The organism is Pseudomonas sp. CK-NBRI-02 (genome assembly GCF_008124495.1).
Taxonomy (GTDB): Bacteria; Pseudomonadota; Gammaproteobacteria; order Pseudomonadales; family Pseudomonadaceae; genus Aquipseudomonas; species Aquipseudomonas guariconensis.
Map to the genome: position 1 here is coordinate 36315 of NZ_VSJH01000003.1, position 26029 is coordinate 62343.

The 26029-nt window shown below is 63.0% G+C and carries 25 protein-coding genes and 1 tRNA gene; 16 read left to right on the forward strand and 10 right to left on the reverse strand.

Going from position 1 to position 26029, the window contains the following annotated elements:
- The first annotated feature begins 78 nt into the window (after nucleotides 1-78).
- Complete coding sequence (locus tag DQ397_RS02760; RefSeq protein ID WP_043209165.1) at nucleotides 79-1806, forward strand: S8/S53 family peptidase; 1728 nt, start codon at nucleotides 79-81, stop codon at nucleotides 1804-1806.
- Between the two features lie 100 nt (nucleotides 1807-1906).
- Nucleotides 1907-3349: a SulP family inorganic anion transporter gene (locus DQ397_RS02765; RefSeq protein WP_043209167.1), complete on the forward strand. Its 1443-nt coding sequence runs from the start codon at nucleotides 1907-1909 to the stop codon at nucleotides 3347-3349.
- Nucleotides 3350-3424: 75 nt separating this feature from the next.
- Here DQ397_RS02765 and fusA read toward each other — a convergent pair whose 3' ends face one another.
- Entirely contained in the window at nucleotides 3425-5536 is a 2112-nt protein-coding gene (gene fusA, locus DQ397_RS02770; RefSeq protein ID WP_043209170.1) for an elongation factor G, read from the reverse strand.
- A gap of 149 nt (nucleotides 5537-5685) precedes the next feature.
- On the opposite strand from fusA, the gene dsdA reads away from it, so the two are divergent.
- Complete coding sequence (dsdA, locus tag DQ397_RS02775) at nucleotides 5686-7047, forward strand: D-serine ammonia-lyase (RefSeq protein ID WP_148921464.1); 1362 nt, start codon at nucleotides 5686-5688, stop codon at nucleotides 7045-7047.
- A 22-nt stretch (nucleotides 7048-7069) separates the two neighbouring features.
- On the opposite strand, the gene DQ397_RS02780 is transcribed toward dsdA, so the two are convergent.
- Nucleotides 7070-7498 carry a hypothetical protein gene (locus DQ397_RS02780; RefSeq protein ID WP_043209173.1) on the reverse strand — a complete coding sequence of 143 codons (429 nt, stop codon included), beginning with the start codon at nucleotides 7496-7498 and terminating at the stop codon, nucleotides 7070-7072.
- Between the two features lie 202 nt (nucleotides 7499-7700).
- On the opposite strand from DQ397_RS02780, the gene DQ397_RS02785 reads away from it, so the two are divergent.
- Nucleotides 7701-8000, forward strand: a complete 300-nt coding sequence (locus DQ397_RS02785; RefSeq protein ID WP_043209175.1) for a hypothetical protein — start codon at nucleotides 7701-7703, stop codon at nucleotides 7998-8000.
- A 4-nt stretch (nucleotides 8001-8004) separates the two neighbouring features.
- Here DQ397_RS02785 and DQ397_RS02790 read toward each other — a convergent pair whose 3' ends face one another.
- Nucleotides 8005-9255, reverse strand: coding sequence for an aspartate aminotransferase family protein (locus DQ397_RS02790; RefSeq protein WP_043209177.1), 1251 nt, complete (start codon nucleotides 9253-9255; stop codon nucleotides 8005-8007).
- A 160-nt stretch (nucleotides 9256-9415) separates the two neighbouring features.
- Nucleotides 9416-10312, reverse strand: coding sequence for a transcriptional regulator GcvA (gene gcvA / locus DQ397_RS02795; protein ID WP_043209178.1), 897 nt, complete (start codon nucleotides 10310-10312; stop codon nucleotides 9416-9418).
- 350 nt (nucleotides 10313-10662) lie between these two features.
- Here gcvA and DQ397_RS02800 point away from each other — a divergent pair, with 350 nt between their 5' ends.
- From DQ397_RS02800 to DQ397_RS02820, 5 genes are all read left to right on the forward strand, one after another.
- Complete coding sequence (locus DQ397_RS02800) at nucleotides 10663-12054, forward strand: amino acid permease (protein WP_043209180.1); 1392 nt, start codon at nucleotides 10663-10665, stop codon at nucleotides 12052-12054.
- A gap of 102 nt (nucleotides 12055-12156) precedes the next feature.
- Nucleotides 12157-12654, forward strand: a complete 498-nt coding sequence (locus DQ397_RS02805) for a PaaI family thioesterase (RefSeq protein ID WP_043209182.1) — start codon at nucleotides 12157-12159, stop codon at nucleotides 12652-12654.
- A gap of 311 nt (nucleotides 12655-12965) precedes the next feature.
- On the forward strand, nucleotides 12966-13361 hold the full coding sequence (locus DQ397_RS02810; protein ID WP_043209184.1) for a DUF4398 domain-containing protein: 396 nt from the start codon (nucleotides 12966-12968) through the stop codon (nucleotides 13359-13361).
- A 10-nt stretch (nucleotides 13362-13371) separates the two neighbouring features.
- Nucleotides 13372-14145: an OmpA family protein gene (locus DQ397_RS02815; protein ID WP_043209186.1), complete on the forward strand. Its 774-nt coding sequence runs from the start codon at nucleotides 13372-13374 to the stop codon at nucleotides 14143-14145.
- Between the two features lie 212 nt (nucleotides 14146-14357).
- Nucleotides 14358-15053 carry a glutathione S-transferase N-terminal domain-containing protein gene (locus DQ397_RS02820; protein WP_043209187.1) on the forward strand — a complete coding sequence of 232 codons (696 nt, stop codon included), beginning with the start codon at nucleotides 14358-14360 and terminating at the stop codon, nucleotides 15051-15053.
- 39 nt (nucleotides 15054-15092) lie between these two features.
- Here the strand turns inward: DQ397_RS02820 and DQ397_RS02825 are convergent, their stop codons facing one another.
- Nucleotides 15093-16709, reverse strand: coding sequence for an inorganic phosphate transporter (locus DQ397_RS02825; protein ID WP_043209190.1), 1617 nt, complete (start codon nucleotides 16707-16709; stop codon nucleotides 15093-15095).
- A gap of 129 nt (nucleotides 16710-16838) precedes the next feature.
- Here DQ397_RS02825 and DQ397_RS02830 point away from each other — a divergent pair, with 129 nt between their 5' ends.
- From DQ397_RS02830 to DQ397_RS02860, 7 genes are all read left to right on the forward strand, one after another.
- Nucleotides 16839-17225, forward strand: coding sequence for a DUF488 domain-containing protein (locus DQ397_RS02830; protein WP_043209192.1), 387 nt, complete (start codon nucleotides 16839-16841; stop codon nucleotides 17223-17225).
- Nucleotides 17226-17247: 22 nt separating this feature from the next.
- Nucleotides 17248-17688, forward strand: coding sequence for a GNAT family N-acetyltransferase (locus DQ397_RS02835; protein WP_043209194.1), 441 nt, complete (start codon nucleotides 17248-17250; stop codon nucleotides 17686-17688).
- 145 nt (nucleotides 17689-17833) lie between these two features.
- Nucleotides 17834-18223 carry a helix-turn-helix domain-containing protein gene (locus DQ397_RS02840; protein ID WP_043209197.1) on the forward strand — a complete coding sequence of 130 codons (390 nt, stop codon included), beginning with the start codon at nucleotides 17834-17836 and terminating at the stop codon, nucleotides 18221-18223.
- A 108-nt stretch (nucleotides 18224-18331) separates the two neighbouring features.
- Nucleotides 18332-18970 carry a UvrY/SirA/GacA family response regulator transcription factor gene (gene uvrY, locus DQ397_RS02845; protein ID WP_043209199.1) on the forward strand — a complete coding sequence of 213 codons (639 nt, stop codon included), beginning with the start codon at nucleotides 18332-18334 and terminating at the stop codon, nucleotides 18968-18970.
- A 6-nt stretch (nucleotides 18971-18976) separates the two neighbouring features.
- Nucleotides 18977-20800 carry an excinuclease ABC subunit UvrC gene (gene uvrC / locus DQ397_RS02850; protein WP_043209201.1) on the forward strand — a complete coding sequence of 608 codons (1824 nt, stop codon included), beginning with the start codon at nucleotides 18977-18979 and terminating at the stop codon, nucleotides 20798-20800.
- Between the two features lie 33 nt (nucleotides 20801-20833).
- Nucleotides 20834-21394 (forward strand): CDP-diacylglycerol--glycerol-3-phosphate 3-phosphatidyltransferase, encoded by a 561-nt coding sequence (gene pgsA, locus DQ397_RS02855; protein WP_043209203.1) that lies wholly within the window; start codon nucleotides 20834-20836, stop codon nucleotides 21392-21394.
- Nucleotides 21395-21458: 64 nt separating this feature from the next.
- Nucleotides 21459-21534: transfer RNA gene (locus DQ397_RS02860), tRNA-Gly, on the forward strand.
- A 192-nt stretch (nucleotides 21535-21726) separates the two neighbouring features.
- Here the strand turns inward: DQ397_RS02860 and DQ397_RS02865 are convergent.
- The 5 genes from DQ397_RS02865 to DQ397_RS02885 all read right to left on the reverse strand — a co-directional run bounded on the left by DQ397_RS02865 (nucleotide 21727) and on the right by DQ397_RS02885 (nucleotide 26026).
- Nucleotides 21727-22551, reverse strand: a complete 825-nt coding sequence (locus DQ397_RS02865) for an SDR family NAD(P)-dependent oxidoreductase (protein ID WP_043209205.1) — start codon at nucleotides 22549-22551, stop codon at nucleotides 21727-21729.
- A gap of 196 nt (nucleotides 22552-22747) precedes the next feature.
- Nucleotides 22748-23575, reverse strand: coding sequence for a 5'-nucleotidase, lipoprotein e(P4) family (locus DQ397_RS02870; protein WP_043209208.1), 828 nt, complete (start codon nucleotides 23573-23575; stop codon nucleotides 22748-22750).
- A 118-nt stretch (nucleotides 23576-23693) separates the two neighbouring features.
- Nucleotides 23694-24488 carry an ABC transporter ATP-binding protein gene (locus tag DQ397_RS02875; RefSeq protein WP_043209210.1) on the reverse strand — a complete coding sequence of 265 codons (795 nt, stop codon included), beginning with the start codon at nucleotides 24486-24488 and terminating at the stop codon, nucleotides 23694-23696.
- 9 nt (nucleotides 24489-24497) lie between these two features.
- Entirely contained in the window at nucleotides 24498-25271 is a 774-nt protein-coding gene (locus DQ397_RS02880) for an ABC transporter permease (protein ID WP_178113765.1), read from the reverse strand.
- The gene (locus DQ397_RS02885) at nucleotides 25268-26026 is read right to left on the reverse strand and encodes an ABC transporter permease (RefSeq protein ID WP_178113766.1); all 759 of its coding nucleotides are present in this window, start codon (nucleotides 26024-26026) and stop codon (nucleotides 25268-25270) included. The genes DQ397_RS02880 and DQ397_RS02885 overlap by 4 nt, the downstream gene beginning before the upstream one ends.
- Nucleotides 26027-26029: the final 3 nt, after the last annotated feature.

Genomic DNA, 26029 nt, shown 5'->3' on the forward strand with positions numbered 1-26029 from the left:
GAAGGCCCCGCAGCAGGCTGCCTGAACCTTTGACAGGGCCTGGCAGTCGCAGCACAAGAAGCCCAAAGGACTGCCCTGATGCTGCGTCTGCTCGTCTTGTTGATTTGTCTGCCCTTGAGCGCGGCCGTGGCCGCACAGCAACCCTTGCGCATCCAGCAACTGCAACGTTGTGGCGATCTGCTGGGCGACGGCCCGCAGCGATGGTGTCTGCGGGTCCAGGGGCTGGAGCAAGGCAAGCCTGCGGTGTGGCTCGGTGACCAGCCGTTGTCCGAAACGTATGTGGTGCGTCAGGGCGACACGCTCACATTGACCCTCGATCCGCCCCGCCAGCGCAGCGCCCCGTTGTGGCTCGAAGCCCGCGGCCAGAGGAGCAATCCGGTTTGGCTCACGCGCCAGCGCAGCCATGTGCTGGCCGCAGGGCCCGACGAAGTGGCGAAGAACATGGATGACCTGACCACCTACCTGAACTTGGTCAGTGTATTGATCGAGGAACATCACGACGGTCTGCGTCAAGCGCAGCGCATCGCCGACAAATATGGCGCCCAGGTCGTCGGCGCGATTGCTCCGCTCAACGTCTATCAGTTGCGCTTGCCAGTCCATGACCTGGTGCAGCGGGACGCGATGATCCTGCGTATCGGCAGCGAAACCAGTGTGGATGCAGTGATCGTCGAGGAGTCCGCGCCCGAACGCGGCGAGGAAGGCGCTGTGCAAGTCGCCAAGCCGCCCATCGATCAGGCCCAGGAATGGGCTGCCAATCGCTTCATGGATGCCTTGTATTACTACCAGCGCCGTATCCCGGCCTCAAAGGTGCCCGTAAAGCCATTGCGGATCGGCGTGATCGAGCGGGCGGTGGACTTCGATGCTCCGGCATTCATGGCCTACCGCGGCGCTTGCGGTGCGGGCGAAACCTGTGTGTACGCCCGTGATGGCGACCAGGCGCAAAGCCATGGCACGCAGGTCACCGGGATTCTCGCCGGACGAGGCGGCGAGGGCGCGCCAGGCGGCTTTCTCACGGGGCTGGGCAAGGCCGCCCCGGGCTTCGAAGTGATCGTCGAGCGCAATGCCGATGCTGGAATCACTGCCAACATCGCCGCCTCGGTGAATCTGGTCGAGGATGGCGTGAGGGTGCTGAACTGGAGCTGGGGTATCCACCGCGTCGGGGCCAGGGACGTACGGGGCGATGAGGTGGACTCTCTGGTACGCTCAGGGCTCGCCATGAGCGGTTATGAAGAACTGCTAGAGGAATTCTTCCTGTGGTTGCGCAAGGCACATCCGGATGTGGTAGTGGTCAATTCGGCAGGCAACGGTGCTTCCTGGTCTGGAAGGGATGAATATCGCCTGCCGTCGTCATTCATCACCGATCAGTTGCTGGTGGTCGGCGGCCACCAACGCAGCGACCAAGCCGTTGCGCTCGAAAGCCCGACCCACGTGACCAAGCGGCGCAGCTCCAATGTCGACATGCGTGTGGATATCAGTGCTGCTGCCTGCATCCGTCCTGCGCTGCAAGGCCGGGTCCATTGCGGTACCTCCTATGCGACCCCGCTGGTCACTGCCACAGTGGCTGCCATGCTGTCGATCAACCCACAGCTGACCCCCGACCAGGTGCGCATGCTGCTGCGCCGCAGTGCGCTGACCTTGGGCCCGCAGCAGGATTTCGAAGCCATGGACGCCGAAGACCTGACCGCGCCAATCCTGCCTTCCGAACGCAATGGCCAGTTGCAGCATCCGGATTTGGGGCGTTCGGCGCGTCTGGACATGCTGCGGGCACTGGACCTGGCGGTACAGAGTCGCGAGCGCGTGCGCTGAGCTGCCGATCGGTGGTCGCTATCGGACAAATCTCGTAACATCGCGCCCCTCGATTTTTCATCCCGGTCGCTTCTGCATCCGGACACGACACAGGAACCCCATGAAACCCGCCCGACTTCGCGCCGACGTGCTCGCTGGCCTGACCACGTCTTTCGCCCTGGTGCCTGAATGTATTGCCTTCGCCCTGGTGGCACACCTCAACCCCCTCATGGGCCTGTACGGTGCTTTCATCATCTGTACCCTGACCGCGCTGTTCGGTGGGCGCCCCGGGATGATCTCCGGTGCCGCAGGCTCCATGGCGGTGGTGATCGTCGCCCTAGTGGTGCAGCACGGTGCCCAGTATCTATTGGCTACGGTGCTACTCGGTGGGGGTGTGATGATCCTGTTTGGCGTACTGCGCCTGGGCAAACTGGTGCGCCTGGTGCCGTATCCGGTGATGCTCGGGTTCGTCAATGGCCTGGCGATCGTCATTGCCCTGGCCCAGTTGGAGCACTTCAAGGACGGCGAGCACTGGCTCAGCGGCTCACCGCTGTACCTGATGGTCGGCCTGGTGGCGCTGACCATGCTGGTGGTCTACGTACTGCCGCGCCTGACCCGCGCCGTGCCTCCGGCGCTGGTCGCGATTCTTGGTGTCGGTCTGCTGGTCTATCTGCTTGGTTTGCCGACCCGCACGTTGGGCGACATGGCGCACATCGCTGGCGGTCTGCCACGACTGGCCCTGCCAGAGGTGCCGTGGAACCTTGAGACGTTGAAGATCATCGCGCCCTACGCCGTGTTGATGGCAATGGTCGGCCTGCTGGAAACCCTGTTGACCTTGAACCTGACCGATGAGATCACCGAAAGCCGTGGCTACCCCGATCGCGAATGCGTGGCGCTCGGGGCGGCCAACATGGTCTCGGGGCTATGTGGCGGCATGGGTGGCTGCGCGATGATCGGCCAGACCGTGATCAACCTCAGCTCCAATGGCCGCGGCCGGCTGTCGGGCGTGGTGGCGGGCGGGATGATCCTGCTGTTCGTGTTGTTCCTCTCGCCGCTGATCGAGCGTATCCCGCTGGCGGCGTTGGTTGGCGTGATGTTCGTGGTCGCCCAGCAGACCTTCGCCTGGGCATCGCTTCGAGTGTTGCGCAAGGTGCCGGTCAGCGACGTGCTGGCAATCATCGCAGTGACGGTGGTGACGGTATTGACTGACCTTGCGACTGCCGTGCTGTTCGGCATCGTCATCGCCGCGATCAACTTTGCCTGGCAGCACGCCCGCGAACTCTATGCCGACAGCCATCTGGACGAGGCGGGCGGCAAGGTCTATCAAGTGCACGGCACGCTGTTCTTCGCCTCGACCACGCCGTTTCTCGATCAGTTCGACCCGGCGCAGGATCCAGCCAGCGTTACCCTGGACTGTAAGCACCTGAGCTTTGTCGACTACTCGGCGATCGCGGCGTTGAAGACCCTGCGCGAACGCTATGCCAAGGCTGGCAAGCACCTGCGCGTGGTGCACCTGTCGGAGCGCTGCAAGAAGCTGCTCAAGCGGGCAGGGGAGCAGCATTGAGCAGGGCTTTTGCCCGCATCGGCACCTTCGCGGGTGAGCCCGCGAAGGTGTCTGGCCACTTGCCGCTACAGCGTATCACTCCCCTTTGCTCTTCTTGACGATGCTGTCGGCGATGCTTGCCGGCGCCTCTGCATACTTGGTGAACTCCATCGAGTAGCTGGCCCGGCCCTGGGTCATCGAACGCATGTCGGTGGAATAGCCAAACATCTCGCCCAATGGCACTTCGGCACGGATCACCTTGCCGGCGGGGCTGTCCTCCGAGCCCTGGATCATGCCGCGCCGACGGCTCAGATCGCCCATGATGTCGCCCAGGTATTCCTCGGGCGTGACCACCTCGACCTTCATCACCGGCTCCAGCAGCACGGCACCGCCTTTCTGGGCCAGTTGCTTGGTGGCCATGGACGCGGCAATCTTGTAGGCCATCTCGTTGGAGTCCACGTCGTGGTACGAGCCGTCGTACACCGCGGCCTTGAGGCTGATCAGCGGGTAACCGGCCAGCACGCCATTTTGCATCTGCTCCTCGATGCCTTTCTGGATGGCGGGAATGTACTCGCGTGGCACCACGCCGCCGACGATCTCGTTGATGAATTCAAGGCCTTCCTTGCCATCGTCGCCCGGTGCAAAACGGATCCAGCAATGGCCATACTGGCCGCGTCCACCGGACTGGCGGATGAAGCGCCCCTCGATTTCGCAGGTGTTGCGGATCTTCTCGCGATAGGCCACCTGCGGCTTGCCGATATTGGCCTCGACGTTGAACTCGCGGCGCATGCGATCGACGATGATGTCCAGGTGCAGCTCACCCATGCCTGAGATGATCGTCTGGCCGGTCTCCTCGTCGGTCTTGACCCGGAACGAGGGGTCCTCCTGGGCCAGCTTGCCCAAGGCAATGCCCATTTTTTCCTGGTCGGCTTTGGTCTTGGGCTCAACGGCCACGGAAATCACCGGGTCGGGGAAATCCATGCGCTCGAGGATGATCGGCTTGTTCATGTCGCACAGGGTGTCGCCGGTGGTGACATCCTTCATGCCGATCAGTGCGGCGATGTCGCCGGCGCAGACATTCTTGATCTCGGCGCGCTGGTTGGCGTGCATCTGCACCATGCGTCCGACCCGTTCCTTCTTGCCCTTGACCGAGTTGAGCACGGCGTCGCCGGAACTGAGCACGCCAGAGTAGACGCGCGCGAACGTCAAGGTGCCCACGAACGGATCGGTGGCGATCTTGAAGGCCAAGGCCGAGAACGGTTCGTTGTCGTCGGCGTGGCGCTCCAGGTGCTTTTCCTCGTCATCTGGGTCGACGCCCTTGATCGAGGGAATCTCGCTGGGGGCGGGCAGGTAGTCGATCACGGCATCGAGCATCAGAGGCACGCCTTTGTTCTTGAAGGACGAGCCGAGGATGGTCGGCACGATCTCGTTGGCCAAGGTGCGTTGGCGCAGCCCGGCCTTGATCTCGTCAACGCTCAGCGCTTCACCCTCGAGAAACTTCATCGTCAGCTCGTCATTGGCTTCGGCGGCGGCTTCGACCATGTGCGCGCGCCATTCATCGGCCAGCGCGCGCAGCTCAGCGGGAATCTCCTCTTCGCGATAGCTGGTGCCCTGGTCGGCGTCGTTCCAGTAGATGGCTTTCATCTTCACCAGGTCGATCTGCCCGGCGAAGTGCTCCTCGCTGCCGATGGCCAGCTGGATCGGTACCGGGTGGTGGCCCAGGCGCTGGTCGATCTGCTTGACCACCCGCAGGAAATCCGCGCCCTGGCGGTCCATCTTGTTGATGTAGGCCAGGCGCGGCACATGGTACTTGTTGGCCTGGCGCCAGACTGTCTCGGACTGCGGCTCGACGCCGTCGGCGCCGCTGAACACCACCACCGCGCCGTCGAGCACGCGCAGCGAGCGCTCGACCTCGATGGTGAAATCGACGTGGCCGGGGGTGTCGATGATGTTGAACCGGTACTTGTCGGCAAACTGCTTGGTCGAGCCTTGCCAGAACGCCGTGGTCGCCGCCGAGGTGATGGTGATGCCGCGCTCCTGCTCCTGGGCCATCCAGTCCATGGTGGCGGCGCCGTCATGAACTTCGCCCATTTTATGGTTGACCCCGGTGTAGAACAGGATGCGTTCGGTGGTGGTGGTCTTGCCGGCGTCGACGTGGGCGACGATGCCAATGTTGCGGTACAGCTCGATGGGAGTCGTGCGGGCCATGGTCATTCACCTGTGGGTGAGCGGGTTCTCCCAAGGTAGCAGACGATGGCGCTGCTGATGGGGCCCAGGCCAAGTATCCGACGGTTGCCAAGGGGGGCTGATGTGCCGCCTAATCCAGGCCCTGCCTAATGATCTGCCTGGAGTCGCCCATGGCCCTCGAAGTTCCGCTGCAGACCTGGTGCCAGCAGCACCCGTTGATCGCCGACCTGGTGCGCCACGCCCCGGTCACTTGGTTCAATCCTGGCGTCGCACCGAGTGCCCAGGCGTTGGGCGATGTACCGCTGGGGGCAGGCGATATCGCCGAGGCCAGCGCACGGTTGACGCGTTTTGCACCGTTCATCGCCTCGGCCTTCCCGCAGACCCAAGCCGCCGGTGGGTTGATCGAATCGCCACTGTTGCCTTTGCCCGGCCTGCAGGCTGCCTTATCCGATGAGCTCGACATCGCGCCGCTCGGCACGCTGTGGCTCAAGGCAGACAACCTGCTGCCAATCTCAGGTTCGATCAAGGCTCGTGGCGGTATCTATGAAGTGCTCAAGCACGCCGAGGGTCTGGCCTTGGCCGGCGGCCTGCTCAAGCCTGGTGATGATTACGCAACGCTCGACAGCGAGGCGGCACGGGCCTTCTTCAGCCAGTACAGCATCGCCGTCGGCTCGACCGGCAACCTGGGGTTGTCCATCGGCGTCATGGGGGCGCGCCTGGGGTTGCGCACGACGGTCCACATGTCCGCCGATGCCCGTCAATGGAAGAAGGATCGCTTGCGGGCGTGTGGTGTCGAGGTGCGCGAATACGACGCCGATTACGGCGTCGCGGTCGAGCAGGGGCGGCGCGAAGCCGATGCCGATCCCCAATGTCACTTCGTCGATGACGAAAATTCCACCGACCTGTTCCTGGGCTATGCCGTGGCGGCCGAACGCTTGCGCGGGCAGTTGCAGGCGGCGGGCATCATCGTCGATGCCGAGCATCCGCTGTTCGTCTATTTGCCCTGTGGCGTGGGCGGTGGTCCAGGGGGCGTGGCCTTTGGCTTGAAGCAGGCGTTCGGCGATGCGGTGCACTGCCTGTTCGCCGAGCCCAGCCACTCGCCGTGCATGCTGTTGGGGGTGTACACCGGTTTGCATGAGCAGGTGTCGGTCTATGACTTCGGTCTGGACAACCATACCGCCGCCGACGGGCTCGCGGTCGGCAGGCCTTCAGGGTTTGTCGGGCGAGCCATGCAGCGCCTGATCGACGGTTACTACACCGTCAGCGATGCCGAATTGTTCCGCTTGCTGGCGCTGGTGGAGAAGCTAGAAGGGCTGGCATTGGAGCCTTCGGCGCTGGCGGGCGTGCCGGGCATGGGCCGGGTGTTGCAGGAAAACCAAGGCTATCGTCAGCGTCTGGGCCTGGATGAGCGGCGCATGGCCAATGCCACCCACCTGGTCTGGGCGACGGGCGGCAGCATGGTGCCGCGTGAGGAGATGGACGCTTACCTGGAAAAAGGCCGTGCTATCGTGCATGGCCGCCAGGGGCGCTAAGCCCGGCGGCCAAGCGCCCGGGTCAGTCGGCCAGGGCTTGCAAGTGCCACTGGCCGTCGGTTTCGCGGGCCAGGCCGCTGGCTGGCAGCAGGGCCAGCAGACGCTCGTGCAGGGCGGTTTCGGTGAACGTCTTGACGGTGGCCAGGTCCAGCGCGCCGGTCAGTGGTAGATCGTTCTTGGTGTAGGACAGCCAGGCCTTCTTCAGCACCAGCAGGACATCGCTCCCCGCGGTGTTGGCGAAGCGCCGGTGCATGGTACGGCCTTCGAGTGCGAAGGAGTGCTGGTGGCTGTAGTCACTTTCGTCGCCGCCCCGTTCCAGGCAGCGGTGGCAGCGGCAGGCGCCTTCGCCGAAGGCATTGCGCAGGTAGGCGTTGAAGTCCACGACGGGCTTGAGACTCAGGCGTTTGTCGACTTCGAACAGGTCGGCGATCAGGGGTTCTTCGGCGCTCACTCGGGATCCTCGTGTGGTGGGGCGTGCATCGGCGGGCACCCTAACAGATTTCGGGGCTGCGGTCTCGGGACGGGCGGATGCCTGTGAACGAGCGGTTTGCCCGGGCAAATGCGCGCGCGGTACTCGCGCGCGCGCATCGCCTGCCGTAACCTACGCACCCTTGGCGCCCGATGCGCCGTCCCTTTCTTATGAGGCAACCCGATTGAGTAAGTACCCCTACATCGCCACCGTGACCGTCAGCGCCGAAGACCGTGGGGGTGATGCCGAAGCCATGGAAAACCCCAACATGCGCGTGGGCCTGGAAGCGGTCACCGAAACGCTGAAGAAGGTGCACTTCGTCGGCACCCTGGCCGCACCGGAAAAGTCTGCCACGCACATCTGCGTGACGCTGGAGAACGGCCTGACCTACTACGGCCCGATCGTCAATGGCCACGCCGAACTCGAAGGCGGCTGGATCGCCTTCGAGTCCGACATGCTCACCCCGGAAGAGTTGGGCCTCTAACGCGTCAGCCCAGCGCGGCGAGGCACTGTTCGAGGATATCCAGGCCTTCTTCGAGGACCTGCGGCTCGATCGTCAGCGGTGCCAGCAGGCGAATGATGTGCCGCGCCTTGCCGCTTGGCATCAACAGCAGGCCTTTGGCGCGGGCCGACTCGAGTACCTTGGCCAGTTGGGCTGGCGCGGGGCTGCCGTCGGCGTTGACCAGCTCCAGCCCGCGCATCGCTCCGGTGCCGGTCAGGCGACCTAGCGCCGACGTCAGCCCGGTGGCCTTCCAGCGCTGGTAGCGGCCCACGATGGCCTGCTCCTGGCGCTCTCCCCAGGTCGCGAGATTCTCGTCGGTCATCTGCTCCAGGCTGGCCAAAGCTGCCGCGCACGCGATCGGGTTGCCCGAATAGGTGCCACCCAGGCCGCCCTTGGGCAGCGAGTCCATGACTGTCTTGCGGCCGACCACCGCGCCCAGTGGCATGCCACCGGCGATGCTCTTGGCCAACAGCAACAGGTCAGGCTCGATGCCCAGGCGAGGGAAGGCGAAGCGCTGACCGGTGCGGCCGAAGCCAGACTGGATCTCGTCGATGATGATCAGGATGCCGTGCTCGTCGCAGAAGCGGCGCAGTGCCTGGGCAAAGGTCGGGTCCAGCGCCAGGAAGCCGCCTTCGCCTTGCACGGGCTCGAAGATGAACGCTGCGACGTCTTCCACCGCCAGTTCCACGCTGAACAGCCTGTCCATGGCTTTGAGCGCCTGCTCACAGGTGACGCCGGTGTCGGCGCTGGGATAGGGCAGGTGGTACACCGGCCCGGGCAATTCACCCACGCGTTGCTTGTACGGCGCGACCTTGCCGTTGAGGTTGAGGGTGGCCAGGGTGCGACCATGGAAACCACCGTCGAAGGCGACGATGGCGCGCTTGCCGGTGGCGCCACGGGCCACTTTCAGCGCGTTCTCCGCAGCCTCGGCGCCGCTGTTGGTGAGCATCCCCGCCAGGGGGTAGCTCACCGGCACGAAGTGCTGCAAACGCTCCATCAGCGCCAGGTAAGGACCATGGGGGGCGGCATTGAACGCATAGTGGGTCAGGCGTGTGGCCTGGGTCTGGATGGCCTGGACCACGGCTGGGTTGCAATGGCCCAGGTTCAGAACGCCGATACCGCCGACAAAGTCGATGTAACGTGTGCCATCGGTGTCCCAGACTTCGGCATTGCGGCCATGGGAAAGTGTAATCGGATGAACAATTGCAATGGACTGACTGATACTTTCCTGATTCATGTGCACGCAAACCTTGGTTTGATTTTCTTATTATCCAAGCGCGGCGAAGTGTCGTTTCGCAAACGAATTATTCGATTGCGGTCATTCCAAAAATTCTTGCTTTTCCAAGGCTAGCCTCCTGCGCGCCAGCGCGGTCTGTCACCAGCGGCCACGACAAACTTCAGTCCCCCTGTGCCACCCGCTCCAGGATCCATTGCACGAACGCCCGCACCTTCGGTACCTCCGCCGCATGCTCGGCATGGGCGATGAAGTGCTTGCCATTGCTGGGTACCGGGTGGTCCCAGGCCACCACCAGCTTGCCTTCGGCCAGCTCTTCGGCGACCAGGTATCGCGGGATCAGGGCGATGCCGCAACCTGCGATGGCGGCGCGGATGCATAGGTAGAACGTGTCGAAACGTGGGCCGTGATAGCTGTTTTCGCTATGCAACCCAAGGCCCAGGAACCACTCATGCCAAGCCTCGGGCCGCGAAGCGCATTGCAACAGGCGATGCTGGGTCAATGCTTCGGCGCTGTCGAAGCGGTGTTGGGCCCGTAGCGATGGCGCACACACCGGCACCACTGCCTCGCTGAACAGTTCGATGCACGTCGCGCCAGGCCAGGTGCCCTGGCCGAAGAAAAAGGCGATGTCCGCCTTGGACTGGACCAGGTCGAAAGGTTCCAGCTCGTTGCGGATGTCCAGGTGGATACGTGGGTGACGATCGCCGAAACCCTTGAGCCTGGGCACCAGCCAGCGGGCTCCGAACGTCGGCTGGGTGGCGATGCGCAGCACCTCGGTTTCATCGCCGTAGCTCAGGATGTAGCGGCTGGAGATGTCGATTTGGGTGAGGATCTTGTTCACTTCGGTCAGGTACAGCGCGCCGGCCGGTGTCAGCTGCAGGCGCCTGCGGATGCGCTGGAACAGCGGGTGCGCCAGCATGTCCTCCAGTTGCGCCACTTGCTTGCTCACGGCGCTCTGGGTCAGGTGCAGTTCCTGCGCCGCCCGCGTGAAGCTCAGATGACGAGCGGCCGCTTCGAAGCACTGCAGGGCGGTGGAAGAAGGCATCAGTCGTTTTGACATGAGCGGTGAGTACCCCGTGAATTTGGAAGGATTTCATTCCGCAACGGAATCATGTGCTTCGAAAAGGTCGTTTGTTGACCTCGTCTTATTAGATTAATACTGACCTATATCAACGATGACAACCCGCTGTTGAAACAGGAGAAGAACAATGACTGTCGACGCGTTCGAACGTCTCGGCGCGGCTGAAATGTTATTTGCCATCGGCAAATGCCAGCGTCCGACTGCACGGCATCGATAAGGGCCTGCGCCTGATCGGACCGAAAACAACAAGAACACGAAAGCAACGATTTTTGCCTTCTGCTCCCTTTTCAGCCGCCGCTGGCGGCGGCCGACCCATTCGAGGGTTCCCCATGGCATCGCCACACCCAAAAAAACAACGCTCGCTGCAACATGGCCTGACCTCGCGTCAGGTCTCCATGATTTCCATCGCCGGCATCATCGGAGCCGGCCTTTTCATCGGTTCTTCCAACGCCATCGCCACCGCGGGCCCGGCGATCCTGATTTCCTACGCCATGACTGGCCTGCTGGTCTTGCTGGTGATGCGCATGTTGGGCGAAATGGCGATTGCCAATCCCAACAGTGGTTCATTCTCCACCTATGCCGCCGAGGCCATCGGACCCTGGGCGGGTTTCACCATCGGTTGGCTGTACTGGTGGTTCTGGGGGCTGATCATCCCGGTCGAAGCGATTGCCGGCGCGGATATCCTCCATGCGTACTTCCCCGGCGTGCCGTCCTGGTTGTTCGCGTTCCTGATTATGGTCGTGCTGTCGGCCACCAACCTGATCAGCGTGAAGAACTTCGGTGAATTCGAGTACTGGTTCGCGCTGGTCAAGGTGATCGCCATTCTTGCGTTCATCGGCATCTGCAGCATGGCCGTATTCGGCGTCTGGCCGCTGGCGGAAGTCTCCGGTGTCAGCCATCTGTGGGCCAGCGGCGGCTTCATGCCCAACGGCTTTGGCACGGTGCTCGGCGGCGTGTTGATTACGATTTTCTCGTTCTTCGGCGCCGAGATCGTCACCATTGCGGCCGACGAGACCGCCAACCCGAAAGACAAGATTCGCCGCGCTACCAACCTGGTGGTGTATCGCATCGCCATCTTCTACCTGGCCTCGATCTTCCTGGTGGTGTCGCTGGTGGCCTGGAACGACCCTGGCCTTAAAGCAGTGGGGTCCTTCCAGCGCGTACTCGAGGTGCTGAACGTGCCGGGTGCCAAGTTGATGGTTGACCTGGTGGTGCTGGTGGCGGTCACCAGTTGCATGAATTCCGGTCTCTACACCGCCTCACGCATGCTCTATTCGCTGGGTGCACGGGGCGAGGCGCCGCGGATGATCAAGCGTATCTCCGGCAATGGCGTGCCGACCGTGGCAGTCGTGCTGTCGACCCTGGCAGGTTTCGCCGGTTGCTTCGTCAACTATGTGTTGCCTGGCAAGGTGTTCGGCTTCCTGTTGTCGACCACCGGCGCCATCGCCTTGCTGGTGTACTTGGTGATTGCCGTGTCGCAGTTGCGCATGCGGGCGCGTGCCGAGCGCGAAGGCACGGAGCTTGCGCTGAAGATGTGGTTGTTCCCTTGGCTGACCTGGCTGGTGATCGGGCTGATCGTCATGGTGCTTGGCTACATGCTGTTCAGCGATGCCTATCGCTACGAGACGCTGATGACGGCGGGGGTGACCTGCTTCATCCTGCTGATTGCCCTGACCCGCAGGCGTGGTATCTCGGTGCTGGCCCCGGCAACGGATCGGTAGCGCAGAACGAGGCTGCCAGCGCAGCCTCGTCGTTGGCGGGGGAAGGGTGGGGCGCTACCATCGGTGGCGTCTTCTCCGCATACCAACAAGCACAGGACGCATATGAACGAACACGTACTTTCCCAGCAGGAGCTGGCGGCCCCTGAGGGCACCTGCTACGGCTGTGGCTGCTCGCACCCCAGCGGACTGCACATCAAGAGTCATTGGGATGACGATGGTATTCACCTGGTCTGTCGCCACTCGCCCGACAGCAGCTTCATCGGCTGGCCGGGGCTGGTCTATGGTGGCTTCCTGGCCATGCTGGTGGATTGCCATTCCAACTGGACGGCCATGGCCTATCACTACCGGGCCGAAGGACGCGAAGCGGGGAGCCTGCCGCGAATCGATTGTGTCACCGGCACCCTCAGCCTGACGTACCTCAAACCCACGCCGATGGGCGTGGAGCTGGTGCTCAAAGCACGTGTCGAAGGTGAAGTCGGGCGCAAGACCCGGGTCATCTGCGAAGTCTGGGCAGGCGATGTACTGACCGTGACGGCTGACTCGGTGTTCGTGCGCGTGGATACCGAGAAGCTCAAGCTCAAGGCCCATGGTTTGTCTTGAGTGCTGCTATCGGCAGACGGTCCTGAGCCGTCTGCCGAGTGGTTAATGCCCCAATTCGTTGAAAAACCTTACGGGCTTGTCAGGTGAGTCCTATGCGGCTCGTCCAGGGTTACGAATAGGCTGGTCTGGTTTTCGCAACCGACGGTCTTGGATGTTCGTTTAATCCCACATAAAGCTCCCACTCTCGCCTTTGCGACGCAGGCGAGGTTCTGCTGAGCATCCGAGACTTTTCCTACCCCCCTGATGCAAACGCGTGCGTGATCGCGGCGGGAGCTCCGTGCCCATGCGCCTTGCACCGAGGAGTTGTTTTCATGCGTGCCAGATCCATCCGCAATCTCATGCCTCTGGGCGGCCTGTTATTGGCCCTGGGCGGCTGCGCCAGTGTTGTCGTGCCGACAGAACAGATCGAGCTGACCCGTAACGCGGTCAATCGTGCCGTGGCTGCCGATGCGACCCAGTATGCGCCCGTCGAAATGCGTGCGGCCCAAGACAAACTCAATGCCATGGAGCGGGCCATGGGCCAGCAGGACATGGATCAAGTCCGCACCCTCGCCGAACAAGCCGAGGCCGATGCCAGCTTCGCCGAGCGCAAGGCCCAGGCGAGCAAGGCACAGGCACAACTCAGTGCCGCCCGCGAAGGCATCGAAGTGCTCAAGCGGGAAATGCTCGAAGCACCCGACACACTGCCTGCCGTGACCGCCGAATAAGGAGCTGACCATGTCGAAATCGTATCTGTTGCCTTGTGTCTCGGTACTCGCACTGGCGTTGGCCGGTTGTAGCGCGACGCCAGAAAACCCAAGCTTGCTGGAGGCCCGCGAGGCGTATTCGGTCCTGCAAAGCAAGCCTGACGCCAGCCGCCTTGCCGCCCTGGAGACCCAGGAAGCCTACCGTGCCCTTGGCAAGGCGGAGCTGGCCTCGCTCAAGGACCGCAAGGACATGCAGGTCGAGCAGCTCGCCTACCTGGCCAACCGCAAGATCGAGACGGCCGAGCAGACCATCGTGCTGCGTCAGGCCGAGGCCGGTCTTCAGCGTATCGAGGCCCAGCGTACCGAGGCGCGCCTTCAGGTGCGTACCGCCCAGCTCAAGGCGTTGCAATCGCTCAAGTCCCAGCAAACCGAGCGTGGCACCGTCGTGACGTTCGGCGATGTGCTGTTCGACACCGGGCGAGCGCAACTGCGTCCGAGCAGCGACCGCGATATCCAGAAGCTGGCCGCATTCCTCAACGACAACCCTGAACGCAAGGTGCTGGTAGAAGGCTTCACCGATGCCACTGGCAGCGATGCGTTCAATCAGAAGCTGTCCGAACAGCGCGCCGCTTCCGTGGCGATGGCGCTACGCCGTCAGGGCGTGGAGCCTGGCCGCATCACCACTGGCGGTTATGGTAAGGAATACCCGGTTGCCTCCAATGCCGATGCGCATTCCCGGCAGCTCAATCGTCGTGTGGAAGTGATCATTTCCAAGGGTGCAGAGCGCGTTCCGACGCGCTACTGATGTGACGGATGGCGCATCCACGGGCGCGCCATCGGAAACACTGCACGGTCTTTGTGGGAGCGGGTTCACCCGCGAATGCGGTAGTGGATTCACCAACGTATTCGCGGCTAAACCCACTCCCACGCATGGCGGCGAAATCCCCATTAACAACCGATGGCCAAACCACCGGGTTACCCCTACAGTGGTCATTTCCTCGTTTTCAGGAAGTGCCCATGACCGATCTCAGCGCTTTTCCCATCACCCGCAAATGGCCGGCGCGTCATCCCGAGCGCCTGCAGTTGTATTCCTTGGCCACGCCCAACGGCGTCAAGGTCTCGATCATGCTGGAGGAGATCGGCCTGCCTTATGAAGTGCACAAGGTCAGTTTCGACAACGATGACCAGATGAGCCCTGAGTTCATCTCCTTGAGCGCCAACAACAAGATTCCTGCCATCCTCGACCCCAACGGGCCGAACGGTCAGCCATTGCCGCTGTTCGAGTCCGGCGCGATCCTGCAGTACCTGGCTGAGAAGACCGGCCAATTGCTCAGCCAGGACCCGGCCACCCGTTACCAGACCCTGCAGTGGCTGATGTTCCAGATGGGCGGGATCGGGCCGATGTTCGGCCAGGTTGGGTTCTTCCATTTCTTCGCGGGCAAGGAGTACGAGGACAAGCGCCCGCGGGACCGCTACGTCAATGAATCCCGGCGTCTGCTGGGCGTGCTCGACCGGCATCTGTCCGGACGCGAATGGATGGTTGATGACTACAGCATCGCCGACATCGCCATCTTCCCCTGGGTGCGCAACCTGGTGGAGCGCTACAACGCACGGGAGCTGGTGCGGTTCGATGAGTTCAAGCAGGTGCAGCGAGTGCTGGAGGCCTTCCTGGCCCGGCCTGCCGTGCAGCGGGGCCTGAAGATTCCGGGCTGAGTCTGCAGGTGTTCAGGGTCGCGACGCGGCCCTGAACCTTCAGAATACCTGGCACAGCAGCCAGTACAGGCATCCGGCCAGCAACATTGCTGCCGGCAAGGTCAACACCCAGGCCATCAACAGATTGAACAGCGTCCGGCGCTGGACGCCTGAGCCGTTCGCCACCATGGTCCCCGCGACACCGGATGAGAGCACGTGGGTGGTCGACACCGGTAGACCGAACAGGTCCGCCGCGCCAATGGTGCACATGGCCACCACTTCTGCCGAGGCGCCCTGGGCATAGCTCAGGTGGGTCTTGCCGATCTTTTCCCCCACCGTGACCACGATGCGTCGCCAGCCCACCATCGTGCCCAGGCCCAATGCAATGGCGACCACCACCTTGACCCACAGCGGGATATAGCGGGTGGCATCGTCCAGTTGCTGTTTGAACACCGTTATCTGGCGGTGGGTATCGGCGTCGAAGCGTGCCAACTGTTGCTTGTCGATGAGGCGGATGGTTTCGCTCGCCAGATACATGTCGTTGCGTATGTTGGCCATGGCTTCGGCTGGCACTCGGTTGAGCGAGCCATAGCCTTTGACCTGTTCGCCGATCATCCCGCTGAGTGCGGCCAAGGCGGGGACCAGCTGCGGGCTCGCCTTGGGCTCGGCAATGAAGGCGACCAGCGCCTGACGGGGGTCGCCCGGTGCTGCTTGAGGCGCACTGCGCACCAGCGCTTGACGGGTGCTTTGGGCGATGACAGAGAACTGCTGTGCCTGCTCGGTGGGCATGGTCTTGTTCAGCGCGTAGGCCATTGGCAAGGTGCCCACCAGAATCAGCATGATCAGCCCCATGCCTTTCTGGCCATCATTGGACCCATGGGCGAACGACACGCCGGTGCAGGTCAGGATCAACACGCTGCGGATCCACCAGGGGGGAGGTGTCTGCCCTTGCGGTGCCTGGTATAGCTCGCGACGCTTGATCAGCAGGCGCATTGCCAGCAACAGCAAGGCGGCGCAGGCGAAGCCGATCAGCGGCGAAAACAGCAGGGCATAGCCCACCTTGCCGGCTTGGGCCCAGTCCACCCCGCTGGTGCCTGCGCGGCCATGCATCAGGGCGTTGGCCACGCCGACGCCGATGATGGAGCCGATCAAGGTGTGTGAGGACGAGGCTGGCAGACCCAGCCACCAGGTGCCCAGGTTCCAGATGATTGCCGCCAGCAGCAAGGCGAACACCATGGCAAAGCCGGCCGTTGAGCCGACCTGCAGAATCAACTCCACCGGCAGCAGCGCAATGATGGCGAAGGCCACGGCACCGCTGGACAGCAGCACCCCAAGGAAATTGCACAGGCCAGACCATACCACCGCCACCGACGCAGGCAACGAATGGGTGTAGATCACCGTGGCGACCGCATTGGCCGTGTCATGAAAGCCGTTGACGAACTCGAAGCCCAGGGCGATCAGCAGCGCCAGGCCCAGCAGCAGGAAGGGAGTGAAGGTAGTAACGACGGTGCCGCTGGCGCTGACATCCTGTTTCAGGCTCCAGGCGGTGTAAGCCACAGCGGCCAGCAGCAGGCCGATGAACAGCGTGAGGGTGCCGCGGCCGGGTCTGTGCGACAACGGCGGGCGGACGTCGCAGTGGGCCAGGTCGGTCTGGTTGGCCAGTGACGAGGTTGCCATGGAGGGCTCCGGGTGGCGTCGGGCAAAGATGCCAGGCGGGCAAAGCATAGAAGGCAATTCAGAGTCTGCACGTGACCTTGGTCAATGAAGGCCCTAGGCTGATGGGAAAGCCTGGCGTAGGAGAACGTCGTGATCCGTTGCAAACGTGTCTACGATCCAATGGAGGCCGAGGACGGTCAGCGGGTGCTGGTCGATCGCCTGTGGCCACGCAACAAACGCAAGGACGACCTTCACGGCCGATGGTTGCGAGAGGTCGCACCTTCCGATGAGTTGCGTAAGGCGTTTCATCATGGCGAGGTTGATTTCGCCGGTTTCACCCAGCGCTACCAGCAGGAACTCGCGGCCCATCCCGAGCATTGGTACCCCCTGCTGGATCTGGCGGCCAAGGGCAACTTGACCTTGCTCTATGCCGGCAAGGACACCAAGCACAATAACGCCGTGGTGCTGGCCGGGTGGCTGGAGGATGAACTGGAGCGCCGTGGACCGGGTAGTTCACCGGTGTGCTATGCCCCGTAGATTGACTGGAAGACCGCTCCACATGCCGTTCGAACTGACCCCCGCCACCGACGCCTACCGCACCTTCGCCCGCGATCTGACCCGGCGCGCCATGCTGCCTTACTACCGGGAGTTCGACCTGCTGTGGATCGAGGAAGCCTTCGACGAAGCCTGGGGTTGGCGCGAACAGTGGCTGGTGACGCAGGAGGGGCAAGTGCTGGGTTTTTGCAGCCTCAGCCAGGATCGTCAGGCCCTGTTCATCCGCGAGTTGCACCTGCTGCCGGAGCACAGGGGGCGTGGTGTCGGCGCTTGGGTATTGGAGACCCTGGCCCAGTGGGCAGGGCAACGGGGGCTGCCCTTGCTCAGATTGATGGTGTTCAAGAGCAATCCTGCGCGTCAGCTCTATCGGCGACATGGTTTCGTCGAGATGGGCGAGGACGACTGTTTCGTGCGTATGCAACGCGGGGTCGCGCCGAAAAGCTGACTGTCGAGACGGATCGTGACCAATGGCGCAATGATGGCTTGCCAGGATTGGATCCCACTTGGCATAGTGCCATCCGGGGTGATGGCCACTTGCTCGAAGGTCACCATTTCCGTGGGATTCATGGACAGCAAGGGAAGGGAGTCGAATGAGTGGAATTGGTCCGCGGCTGCGGGAAGAGCGTGAGCGCCTTGGCCTCACCCAGCGGGTGTTCGGCGACATCGGCGGTGTCGAGCCCAATGCCCAGGGCAAATATGAAAGTGGTGAGCGCACGCCGCGGGTCGATTATCTGGCCGCGCTGGCCAAGCGGGGCGTTGATGCGCTCTATGTGCTCAGTGGTGCGCATACCCCAGCCCCACTGGACAGCCTGACCGTCGATGAAGACCGCGTGCTGGCGCTTTTCCGCCGACTGCCTGAAGCTGATCAGGTTGCCTTGCGCCACCTGTTGCAGCGTCTGGCTGGAGAGGCGGGCGAGCGCGATGGTGGCCAGGTACGCACATCGGGTCGGTCTGTGATTTTCGACGATGCATTGACCTAGTGACCGCTGCGCGCTAGGAGGCGAAATAGCCAACCAGGTCACTAGGTCAGCAGTGAAAAATTTTGTTAAGGTGGCGGGATCCAATCGCCCCATTGACGAGGTGTCTGTTTGATTAGGGTCTTGGTGGTCGATGATCACGATCTGGTGCGTACCGGCATCACGCGCATGTTGGCCGATATCGATGGCCTGCAGGTGGTGGGGGAGGCGGATTCCGGCGAGTCGGCACTGAAGCTGGCCCGGGAGCTTAAGCCGGACGTCGTCCTGATGGATGTGAAAATGCCAGGCATCGGCGGCCTGGAGGCGACCCGCAAGTTGTTGCGCAGCCATCCGGACATCAAAGTGGTCGCGGTCACCGTGTGTGAGGACGACCCGTTCCCCACGCGCCTGATGCAGGCCGGGGCGGCCGGTTACCTGACCAAGGGGGCAGGGCTGGACGAAATGGTCCAGGCTATCCGCCTGGCCTTTGCCGGCCAGCGCTACATCAGCCCGCAGATCGCCCAGCAGCTGGCGCTCAAGTCGTTCCAGCCCCAGGGCTCGCCATTCGATGCCTTGTCGGAGCGGGAGATCCAGATCGCGTTGATGATCGTGGGCTGCCAGAAAGTGCAGATCATCTCCGACAAGTTGTGCCTGTCGCCCAAGACCGTCAATACTTACCGTTATCGGATCTTCGAAAAACTCTCGGTCACCAGCGACGTCGAACTGACCTTGCTGGCCGTTCGCCACGGTATGGTTGACGCAAGTCTGTAAGGCCCCATGTCTCAAATCTTCGATGCCAGTGCATTCCTGGCGACCTGCAGCGGTCGCCCAGGCGTCTACCGAATGTTCGACGCCGAGGCGCGGCTGCTCTACGTGGGCAAAGCCAAGAACCTCAAGAAACGCCTGGCCAGTTATTTTCGCAAGACGGGTCTTGCGCCCAAGACGGCAGCCCTGGTGGGGCGCATCGCCCAGGTCGAGACCACCATCACCGCCAACGAGACCGAGGCGTTGCTGCTGGAGCAGACGCTGATCAAAGAATGGCGTCCGCCCTATAACATCCTGCTGCGCGACGACAAATCCTACCCCTATGTCTTTCTTTCCGACGGTGAATTCCCACGGCTGGGCATTCATCGTGGCGCCAAGAAGGCCAAGGGGCGTTACTTCGGTCCGTACCCTAGCGCTGGCGCCATTCGCGAGAGCCTGAGCCTGCTGCAAAAAGCCTTCTCGGTGCGCCAATGTGAGGACAGCTATTACGCCAACCGCACCCGGCCATGCCTGCAATACCAGATCAAGCGCTGCAAAGGCCCGTGCGTCGGCCTGGTGACGCCAGAGGAGTACGCTGAGGATGTGCGCCATTCGATGATGTTCCTCGAAGGCCGCAGCCAGCAATTGGGCAATGAGCTCAATGCCGAAATGGAAAAGGCCGCCATGGCCCTGAACTTCGAGAAGGCGGCAGAGTTGCGCGACCAGATCGCCTTGCTGCGCCGAGTGCAGGACCAACAGTACATGGAAGGTGGCTCGGGGGATGTCGACGTCGTGGCCGCCTTCGTCAACCCGGGTGGCGCCTGCGTGCATTTGATCAGCGTGCGGGGCGGGCGGGTACTGGGCAGCAAGAACTTCTTTCCCCAGGTGGGCATCGAGGAGGAGGTGGCCGAGGTCATGGCCGCGTTCTTGTCTCAGTACTACCTGGGCAATGCCGAGCGCGAACTGCCGGGCGAATTGATCGTCAACGTGACCCACGAAGACTTTGCCGCCATCAGCGAGGCGGTGCAGACCCTGCGTGGCCGGGAACTGGCCATCGGCCATAGGGTGCGTGGCACGCGGGCACGCTGGCAGCAGTTGGCGGTCACCAATGCCGAACAGGCCCTCAACGCCCGCCTGGCCAACCGCCAGCACATGGCCGCGCGTTTCGAGGCTCTGGCCCAGGTGCTGGGCCTCGATGAAGTGCCCCAGCGCCTGGAATGCTACGACATCAGCCATTCCAGCGGTGAAGCCACCGTGGCCAGTTGCGTGGTGTTCGGCCCGGAAGGACCGCTCAAGTCCGACTATCGACGCTTCAACATCGAAGGCGTGACCGCCGGCGACGACTACGCCGCCATGCACCAGGCCCTGACGCGCCGCTTCGGTCGCATCAAGGACGGCGAGGGCAAGCTGCCCGACGTGCTCCTGGTGGACGGCGGCAAGGGACAGTTGAACATGGCCCGCGAGGTCATGCAGGAGCTTGCCCTGACCGACCTGACCTTGCTCGGCGTGGCCAAGGGTGTGACGCGCAAGGCTGGTTTCGAGACCTTGTACCTCAACGACGTGGCCCACGAGTTCACCCTCAAGGGGGATTCACCGGCCTTGCACCTGATCCAACAGATCCGCGACGAAGCCCACCGTTTTGCCATCACCGGCCACCGTGCCCGGCGCGGCAAGGCTCGGCGCACCTCGAGCCTGGAGGACGTGGCCGGGGTCGGGCCCAAGCGCCGCCGTGACCTGCTGAAACATTTCGGCGGCCTGCAGGAGCTCAACCGCGCCAGCATCGATGAAATCGCCAAGGCGCCAGGCATCAGTAAAAAGCTTGCCGAGTCGATTTATGCCAGCCTGCATAGCGAGTAGAATGCCACCCTCAACCCGCAGCCAGTCGTACCGATGAATATTCCAAACCTGCTCACCGTTCTACGCGTCCTGCTCATCCCGATCTTCATCCTGCTGTTCTATGTGCCCTATCACTGGAGCTACATTGCCGCCAGCACGGTGTTCGCCATTGCCGCCGCCACTGACTGGCTGGACGGCTACCTGGCCCGTCGCCTGCAGCAGAGCACGCCATTCGGTGCCTTCCTGGACCCGGTGGCGGACAAGCTGATGGTCGCGGTCGCCTTGGTGTTGCTGGTGCAGGTGCATGCCAATTTCTGGCTGACGTTGCCGGCTGCGGTGATCATCGGTCGCGAGATCGTGGTTTCGGCGCTGCGTGAATGGATGGCGGAACTGGGGGCGAGGGCGCATGTGGCCGTGTCCAACCTCGGCAAGTGGAAAACCGCCGCGCAGATGCTGGCGCTGGTCATTCTGCTGGCCAATCCACCGGTGCTGACCTTCTGGGTGGTGCTCGGCTACGCCTTGCTGCTGGTCGCCGCTGGCCTGACGCTGCTGTCGATGGTCCACTACCTGGTCGCTGCCTGGCCGCACCTGCGCGAAGGCTCGGAGCAGAAGTAAAAGTTTTTTTGAATCAAAGGGTTGACGTTGTTTTGCAGATCGCTACAATGGCACCCATCACGACGCGGGAATAGCTCAGTTGGTAGAGCACGACCTTGCCAAGGTCGGGGTCGCGAGTTCGAGTCTCGTTTCCCGCTCCAAATTCAGCGTTCATGGGGTGTCACCCGATATCCCGGAACGCTTCCAGAAAAGGCCAAAGATTTTATCTTTGGCCTTTTTTGTTTTTCCCGTTTCCAATACGCCACGCCATTCAGAGGCGCAAGCTCCCGGCTGAACCAGGGGGATGGGCACCGCCTGGACGTTCGTGCCGTTGGCGGTGCGTATGGTAAGTGTCAGAGCGTCGGCATCACCGGCTCACGTCCGGCGAGAATATCTTCCACACGTCGTTGCAGGGCATCATTGAGCACCTGCGGTTGTGGAATGAGCCAGTAACGTTCCTCCTGAATTCCTTCGAATACCCGTTCGGCGAACTGGTCCGGGGTCAGCCCATGCGCGTCCAGCATCTGACGCATGGTGTCGACGAACCCTCGCACTTCGGGGCGGTCGAGCGCATCGCCAAAGGGATTGTCGAAGATGCCACTACGCACCGGGCCCGGTGCGAGCAGCGACACCCCCACGGGCGTGCCGAGCATTTTCAACTCGCCATGCAGCGACTCGGTCAGGGCGACGACAGCGAACTTCGTCGCCGAGTAGGGCGCCATCAGTGGGCTTGCCAAAAACCCGCCCACCGATGCGGTGTTGATGATGCGCGCCGGCGCGTTGCGCTCTAGCATGCGTGGCACGAAGCTGCGCAGGCCGTTGAGCACGCCATGGACATTGACCGCAAAGCTGTTTTCGAAGCGCTCCGGTGAGATCTCCCAGCTAAAGCCCGTGGCCATGATGCCGGCATTGTTGAACAGCAGATCGACACCGCCGAAACGCTGCCAGGTGGCCTCGGCCAGCGCCTCGAGCGCTTGCGGATTGCGCACATCGGTCGGTACGCACAGCGTCTCGGTGTCGAGCGTGGCCGCGACGGCCTCGAGTTTGTCGCGGTCCAGGTCGGCCAGCACCACACGCATGCCAAGCTTGGCGGCATGCCGCGCCAGCCCACTGCCGATGCCACTGGCCGCGCCGGTAATGACCGCGGTACCGCCTTCGAAACGAATGGATGTCGTCATCTTCGGTTTTCTGTCGGGTTGAGAGTGGACGCCTACCTGCGCAGGCACCCACCATGACCCAGAGGTCGAACCCTCGCATCGTCCGTTTGAACGAGAGCCAATGAAGCGCTCAGCTACCCGAAGGTCATGCCTCTGGGGCAGGCAAACGCCGCTCAACTGTGTGCACATGCACTGCGCGTCCACCCAATGCGAGCACCTATGGCTTGGCCTTCCAGGCACCCGAGGCCGCTGCCGCGCGGAATTTGGCGCGATTCTCGGGCGTGTCGGCAGGCTCGGACTCCCCGAAGATCGCCTTCATCCAGTGCCCGTCGGTCGGGTTGGGGAAGACGATGAACTTATCGCCGAACTGGGCACGGTCTTCATCGAGCAACGTGGCGCGCTGCTGGACGTTGTCGACGTAGTACCGGCGTTTGAAGTCGTTGAGGTTGTCGCCCAGCATCAGCAGCACGTCGTGGTGCTCGGCTATGGCCTTTTGCGCAGGCTCTTTGTTGGAGCTTTCGCGCAGGATGGTCACGTGTTCTTTGTCGGCGAAGGGCACCTTCAGTGCGCGCAGGTTTTCGAGTGCGTACGCGTCGGTCTTGTCGCCCTGATCGCGGCTGGATACATAGAAGATTTCCACGCCCTTGGACTTGGCATATTCGAGAAACGCCAGTGCACCTGGTGTCAGGGTCGGGCCGTTGGCGGCGACCCAGCGGTCCCAGAGGGCATCGTCGAAGAAGTCCTTATCCTCGTTCATCAGCGCGCCCCAGTAGGTGTTGCTGCTGAGGATCGTGTCGTCCAGGTCGCTGATGATCGCTGGCGGCTTGGCACCAGGTTTGCGCTCGGCGAGGGCCTGGTCCAGGCGCAGCTTGGCCAAGTTGAAGCCCTGGTAGTACAAGGCACGGTATTCGGCCGCAGTCTGCCGCCAGGCGACGGCGGCAGTCAGCAGGTTGGGCTTGGCGGGGGCGGTATCGGCCAGCGCCAACTGGAAGGGCGCGGCGAGTAGCAGAGCGGTGGTGGCGATTATTGTTCTTGGCGTGGGCATGTACGAGATTCCTTGTCTCACCCGCTGCGGGTCGGCGGGCCTAGGAACCTCGTAACACAAGCCGGGCGGCTGTCTCAATCGCGGTGACGCAATTGGGTAGCAACCTGGCGCCATATCGTCAGGCTCCCGTGAGCTCGGCCAGCAGCTCGTCGCGCAGCTTCTGCAATCGCGGCGCGTGCCGTTCCCGCGGGTGCGGTAGCTCCACGCGCACTTCATGGCGAATGCGCCCAGGGCGAGGGTCCATCACGATGACCCGGTCGCCCAGGTAAAGGGCTTCCTCCACGTCATGGGTCACCATGATCATGCTGCTGCCCTGTTGCAGCCAGATGCGTTGTAGCTCGCGTTGCAGGTGGATGCGGGTCAGGGCATCCAGGGCGCCGAAGGGCTCGTCGAGCAACAGCAGCTTAGGCCGGGTGATCAACGCCCGGGCAATGGCTGCGCGTTGGGCCATCCCGCCGGAGAGTTGGTGCGGGTAGGCGTGCTCGAAGCCTTGCAGGCCGACCAACGCCAGATGCTCGGCGACCCGTTCGGCTTTTTCCCGTTTGCCCAGGCGCAGGGGCTTGAGGGCCAGGGCCACGTTCTGTTCGACGGTTTTCCAGGGAAACAGGCGGTGATCCTGGAACACCAGGCCCCGGTCCAGGCTGGTGCCTTGTACGCGTTCGCCATCCAGATGGATGTGCCCGGCGTAGTCTTGCTCCAGCCCCACGATCAGCCGCAACAGCGAGGATTTGCCGCACCCGCTGGCGCCGACGATGCAGACGAACTCGCCCGGCAGCACCTGCAGATCGATGTCCTTGAGCACCTGCAACGGCTTGCCGTCGATCTGGTAGTGCTTGTTCAGCCCACGAATCTGCAAGGCGCCGGGTTGGCCGAGGGTGTAGGCGGGTAGAACGGAATTGAGCAATGCGGTCATCACGGTCACCTATCGACGAAGAGCGCGCCAGCGCAGCAGGTGCCGGCTGAGGCGGGAGAACAGTTGGTTCATGGCATAGCCGAGCAAGCCGATGCACAGCACGCCGATCACGATGACCTCCATGCGCGAGCCGGTCTCGGCGTTCATCATCAGGTTGCCCAGGCCCATGCCGGTGGAGAGGAACAGCTCGCTGCCCACCGAACTGACCCAGGCGAAGGCCAGCGCGTGCAACACGCCGTTGCACAAGCTGGGCAGAGCGCCAGGCAGGAGGATCTGCGCGAACTGCTGCCAGGGCGACAGGGCATACAGGCGCCCGACTTCCCGGTAGCGTTTCTCCACGTGGCTGAAGCCTTCGAAGGCGTTGAGCGTCATCGGGTAGAACGCCGCCAGAGAGACGATCAATACCTTGGTCGCTTCGCCGCTGCCGAACCACAACGCCAACAGGGGGATCAGCCCTAGGATGGGAACCTGGCGCAGGCCATGGAACAACGGCGCGAAGAGCCGCTCCAGCCAGCGCGACGAGGCCATCCCGGCGCCCAGGGCGAAGCCTGCCAGCACGCCGAACAGCAGCCCCAGGCAGGTGCGTTGCAGGCTGGCCTGCACGCTCAACCACAGCTCGCCGCTGGCCAGCAGCTCGACCAGGCCTTGGCCGATGCGCTCGAGCGGTACGAAGGCATAGGCCTGGCTGGCGCCTTGGCGCGAGGCGATGTCCCAGGCCGCGATCAACAACAGGGGCAGTACCAGCCCGCGGCCCCGGCGGGCCAATGAAATCAGTCGGTTCATAGGGGTTTCCAGCGCAGCACGCGCCGCTCCAGCAGTCTTAGACCTTGATCGAGGGTGAAGCCCACCAGCCCGGTCACCAGCACACCGACCATCACCACATCGATGCGCAGCATCTGCCGGCTCATCTCGATCATCTGCCCCAGGCCGCTGTCGGCGGCCAGCAGCTCAGCAGCCACCAGCACCATCCAGGCGCGGCTCAGGCCAATGCGCAGGCCAGTGAGGATCGGTGGCGCGGCGGCCGGGAAGGCGACCTGCGTGAGCAGGGTCGGCAGGGGTAGGCGCTGCACCTGGGCGACCTCGAAGTAGCTGCGCGGGATGCCGCGCACGCCCTCGCAGGTCGCAAGGGCCACAGGGAAGAACGTGGCCTTGATGACGATCACGATCTTGAACGTCTCCTCGACGCCGAAGAACAGGATGAACATCGGGATCAGGGCAATCGACGGGACTTGGCGCAGGGTATGGAAGAGTGGCCCGCAATAGGCCTCGACAGCGGGCGACAGGGCCATGGCACAGCCAAAGGCAAGGCCTGCGCCGGCGCCGAACACGAAGCCCAGGGCCAAGCGCGACAGGCTGCTGCCCAGGTGTTCGCGCAGCTCGCCGCTGGCCAGCAACTGCTCGAAGGTTTGCCAGACCTCGCGCGGTGGTACCAGCAGCTGGCGCGGGAAGGCGCCGCTGTCGGCCAGCACTATCCACGCCGCGAGCAGCGCCAGCGGCGAGACGAGCAGAGTCAGGTGATGCCAAGGGAGTGTGCGCATCGA

Excerpts from the sequence above, each read along its gene's own strand:
- DQ397_RS02760 (WP_043209165.1), top strand. The coding sequence starts at position 79 with ATGCTGCGTCTGCTCGTCTTGTTGATTTGTCTGCCCTTGAGCGCGGCC.
- DQ397_RS02765 (WP_043209167.1), top strand. The coding sequence starts at position 1,907 with ATGAAACCCGCCCGACTTCGCGCCGACGTGCTCGCTGGCCTGACCACG.
- fusA (WP_043209170.1), bottom strand. The coding sequence starts at position 5,536 with ATGGCCCGCACGACTCCCATCGAGCTGTACCGCAACATTGGCATCGTC.
- dsdA (WP_148921464.1), top strand. The coding sequence starts at position 5,686 with ATGGCCCTCGAAGTTCCGCTGCAGACCTGGTGCCAGCAGCACCCGTTG.
- DQ397_RS02790 (WP_043209177.1), bottom strand. The coding sequence starts at position 9,255 with ATGAATCAGGAAAGTATCAGTCAGTCCATTGCAATTGTTCATCCGATT.
- gcvA (WP_043209178.1), bottom strand. The coding sequence starts at position 10,312 with ATGTCAAAACGACTGATGCCTTCTTCCACCGCCCTGCAGTGCTTCGAA.
- DQ397_RS02800 (WP_043209180.1), top strand. The coding sequence starts at position 10,663 with ATGGCATCGCCACACCCAAAAAAACAACGCTCGCTGCAACATGGCCTG.
- DQ397_RS02805 (WP_043209182.1), top strand. The coding sequence starts at position 12,157 with ATGAACGAACACGTACTTTCCCAGCAGGAGCTGGCGGCCCCTGAGGGC.
- DQ397_RS02810 (WP_043209184.1), top strand. The coding sequence starts at position 12,966 with ATGCGTGCCAGATCCATCCGCAATCTCATGCCTCTGGGCGGCCTGTTA.
- DQ397_RS02815 (WP_043209186.1), top strand. The coding sequence starts at position 13,372 with ATGTCGAAATCGTATCTGTTGCCTTGTGTCTCGGTACTCGCACTGGCG.
- DQ397_RS02820 (WP_043209187.1), top strand. The coding sequence starts at position 14,358 with ATGACCGATCTCAGCGCTTTTCCCATCACCCGCAAATGGCCGGCGCGT.
- DQ397_RS02825 (WP_043209190.1), bottom strand. The coding sequence starts at position 16,709 with ATGGCAACCTCGTCACTGGCCAACCAGACCGACCTGGCCCACTGCGAC.
- DQ397_RS02835 (WP_043209194.1), top strand. The coding sequence starts at position 17,248 with ATGCCGTTCGAACTGACCCCCGCCACCGACGCCTACCGCACCTTCGCC.
- DQ397_RS02840 (WP_043209197.1), top strand. The coding sequence starts at position 17,834 with ATGAGTGGAATTGGTCCGCGGCTGCGGGAAGAGCGTGAGCGCCTTGGC.
- uvrC (WP_043209201.1), top strand. The coding sequence starts at position 18,977 with ATGTCTCAAATCTTCGATGCCAGTGCATTCCTGGCGACCTGCAGCGGT.
- pgsA (WP_043209203.1), top strand. The coding sequence starts at position 20,834 with ATGAATATTCCAAACCTGCTCACCGTTCTACGCGTCCTGCTCATCCCG.
- DQ397_RS02865 (WP_043209205.1), bottom strand. The coding sequence starts at position 22,551 with ATGACGACATCCATTCGTTTCGAAGGCGGTACCGCGGTCATTACCGGC.
- DQ397_RS02870 (WP_043209208.1), bottom strand. The coding sequence starts at position 23,575 with ATGCCCACGCCAAGAACAATAATCGCCACCACCGCTCTGCTACTCGCC.
- DQ397_RS02875 (WP_043209210.1), bottom strand. The coding sequence starts at position 24,488 with ATGACCGCATTGCTCAATTCCGTTCTACCCGCCTACACCCTCGGCCAA.
- DQ397_RS02880 (WP_178113765.1), bottom strand. The coding sequence starts at position 25,271 with ATGAACCGACTGATTTCATTGGCCCGCCGGGGCCGCGGGCTGGTACTG.
- DQ397_RS02885 (WP_178113766.1), bottom strand. The coding sequence starts at position 26,026 with ATGCGCACACTCCCTTGGCATCACCTGACTCTGCTCGTCTCGCCGCTG.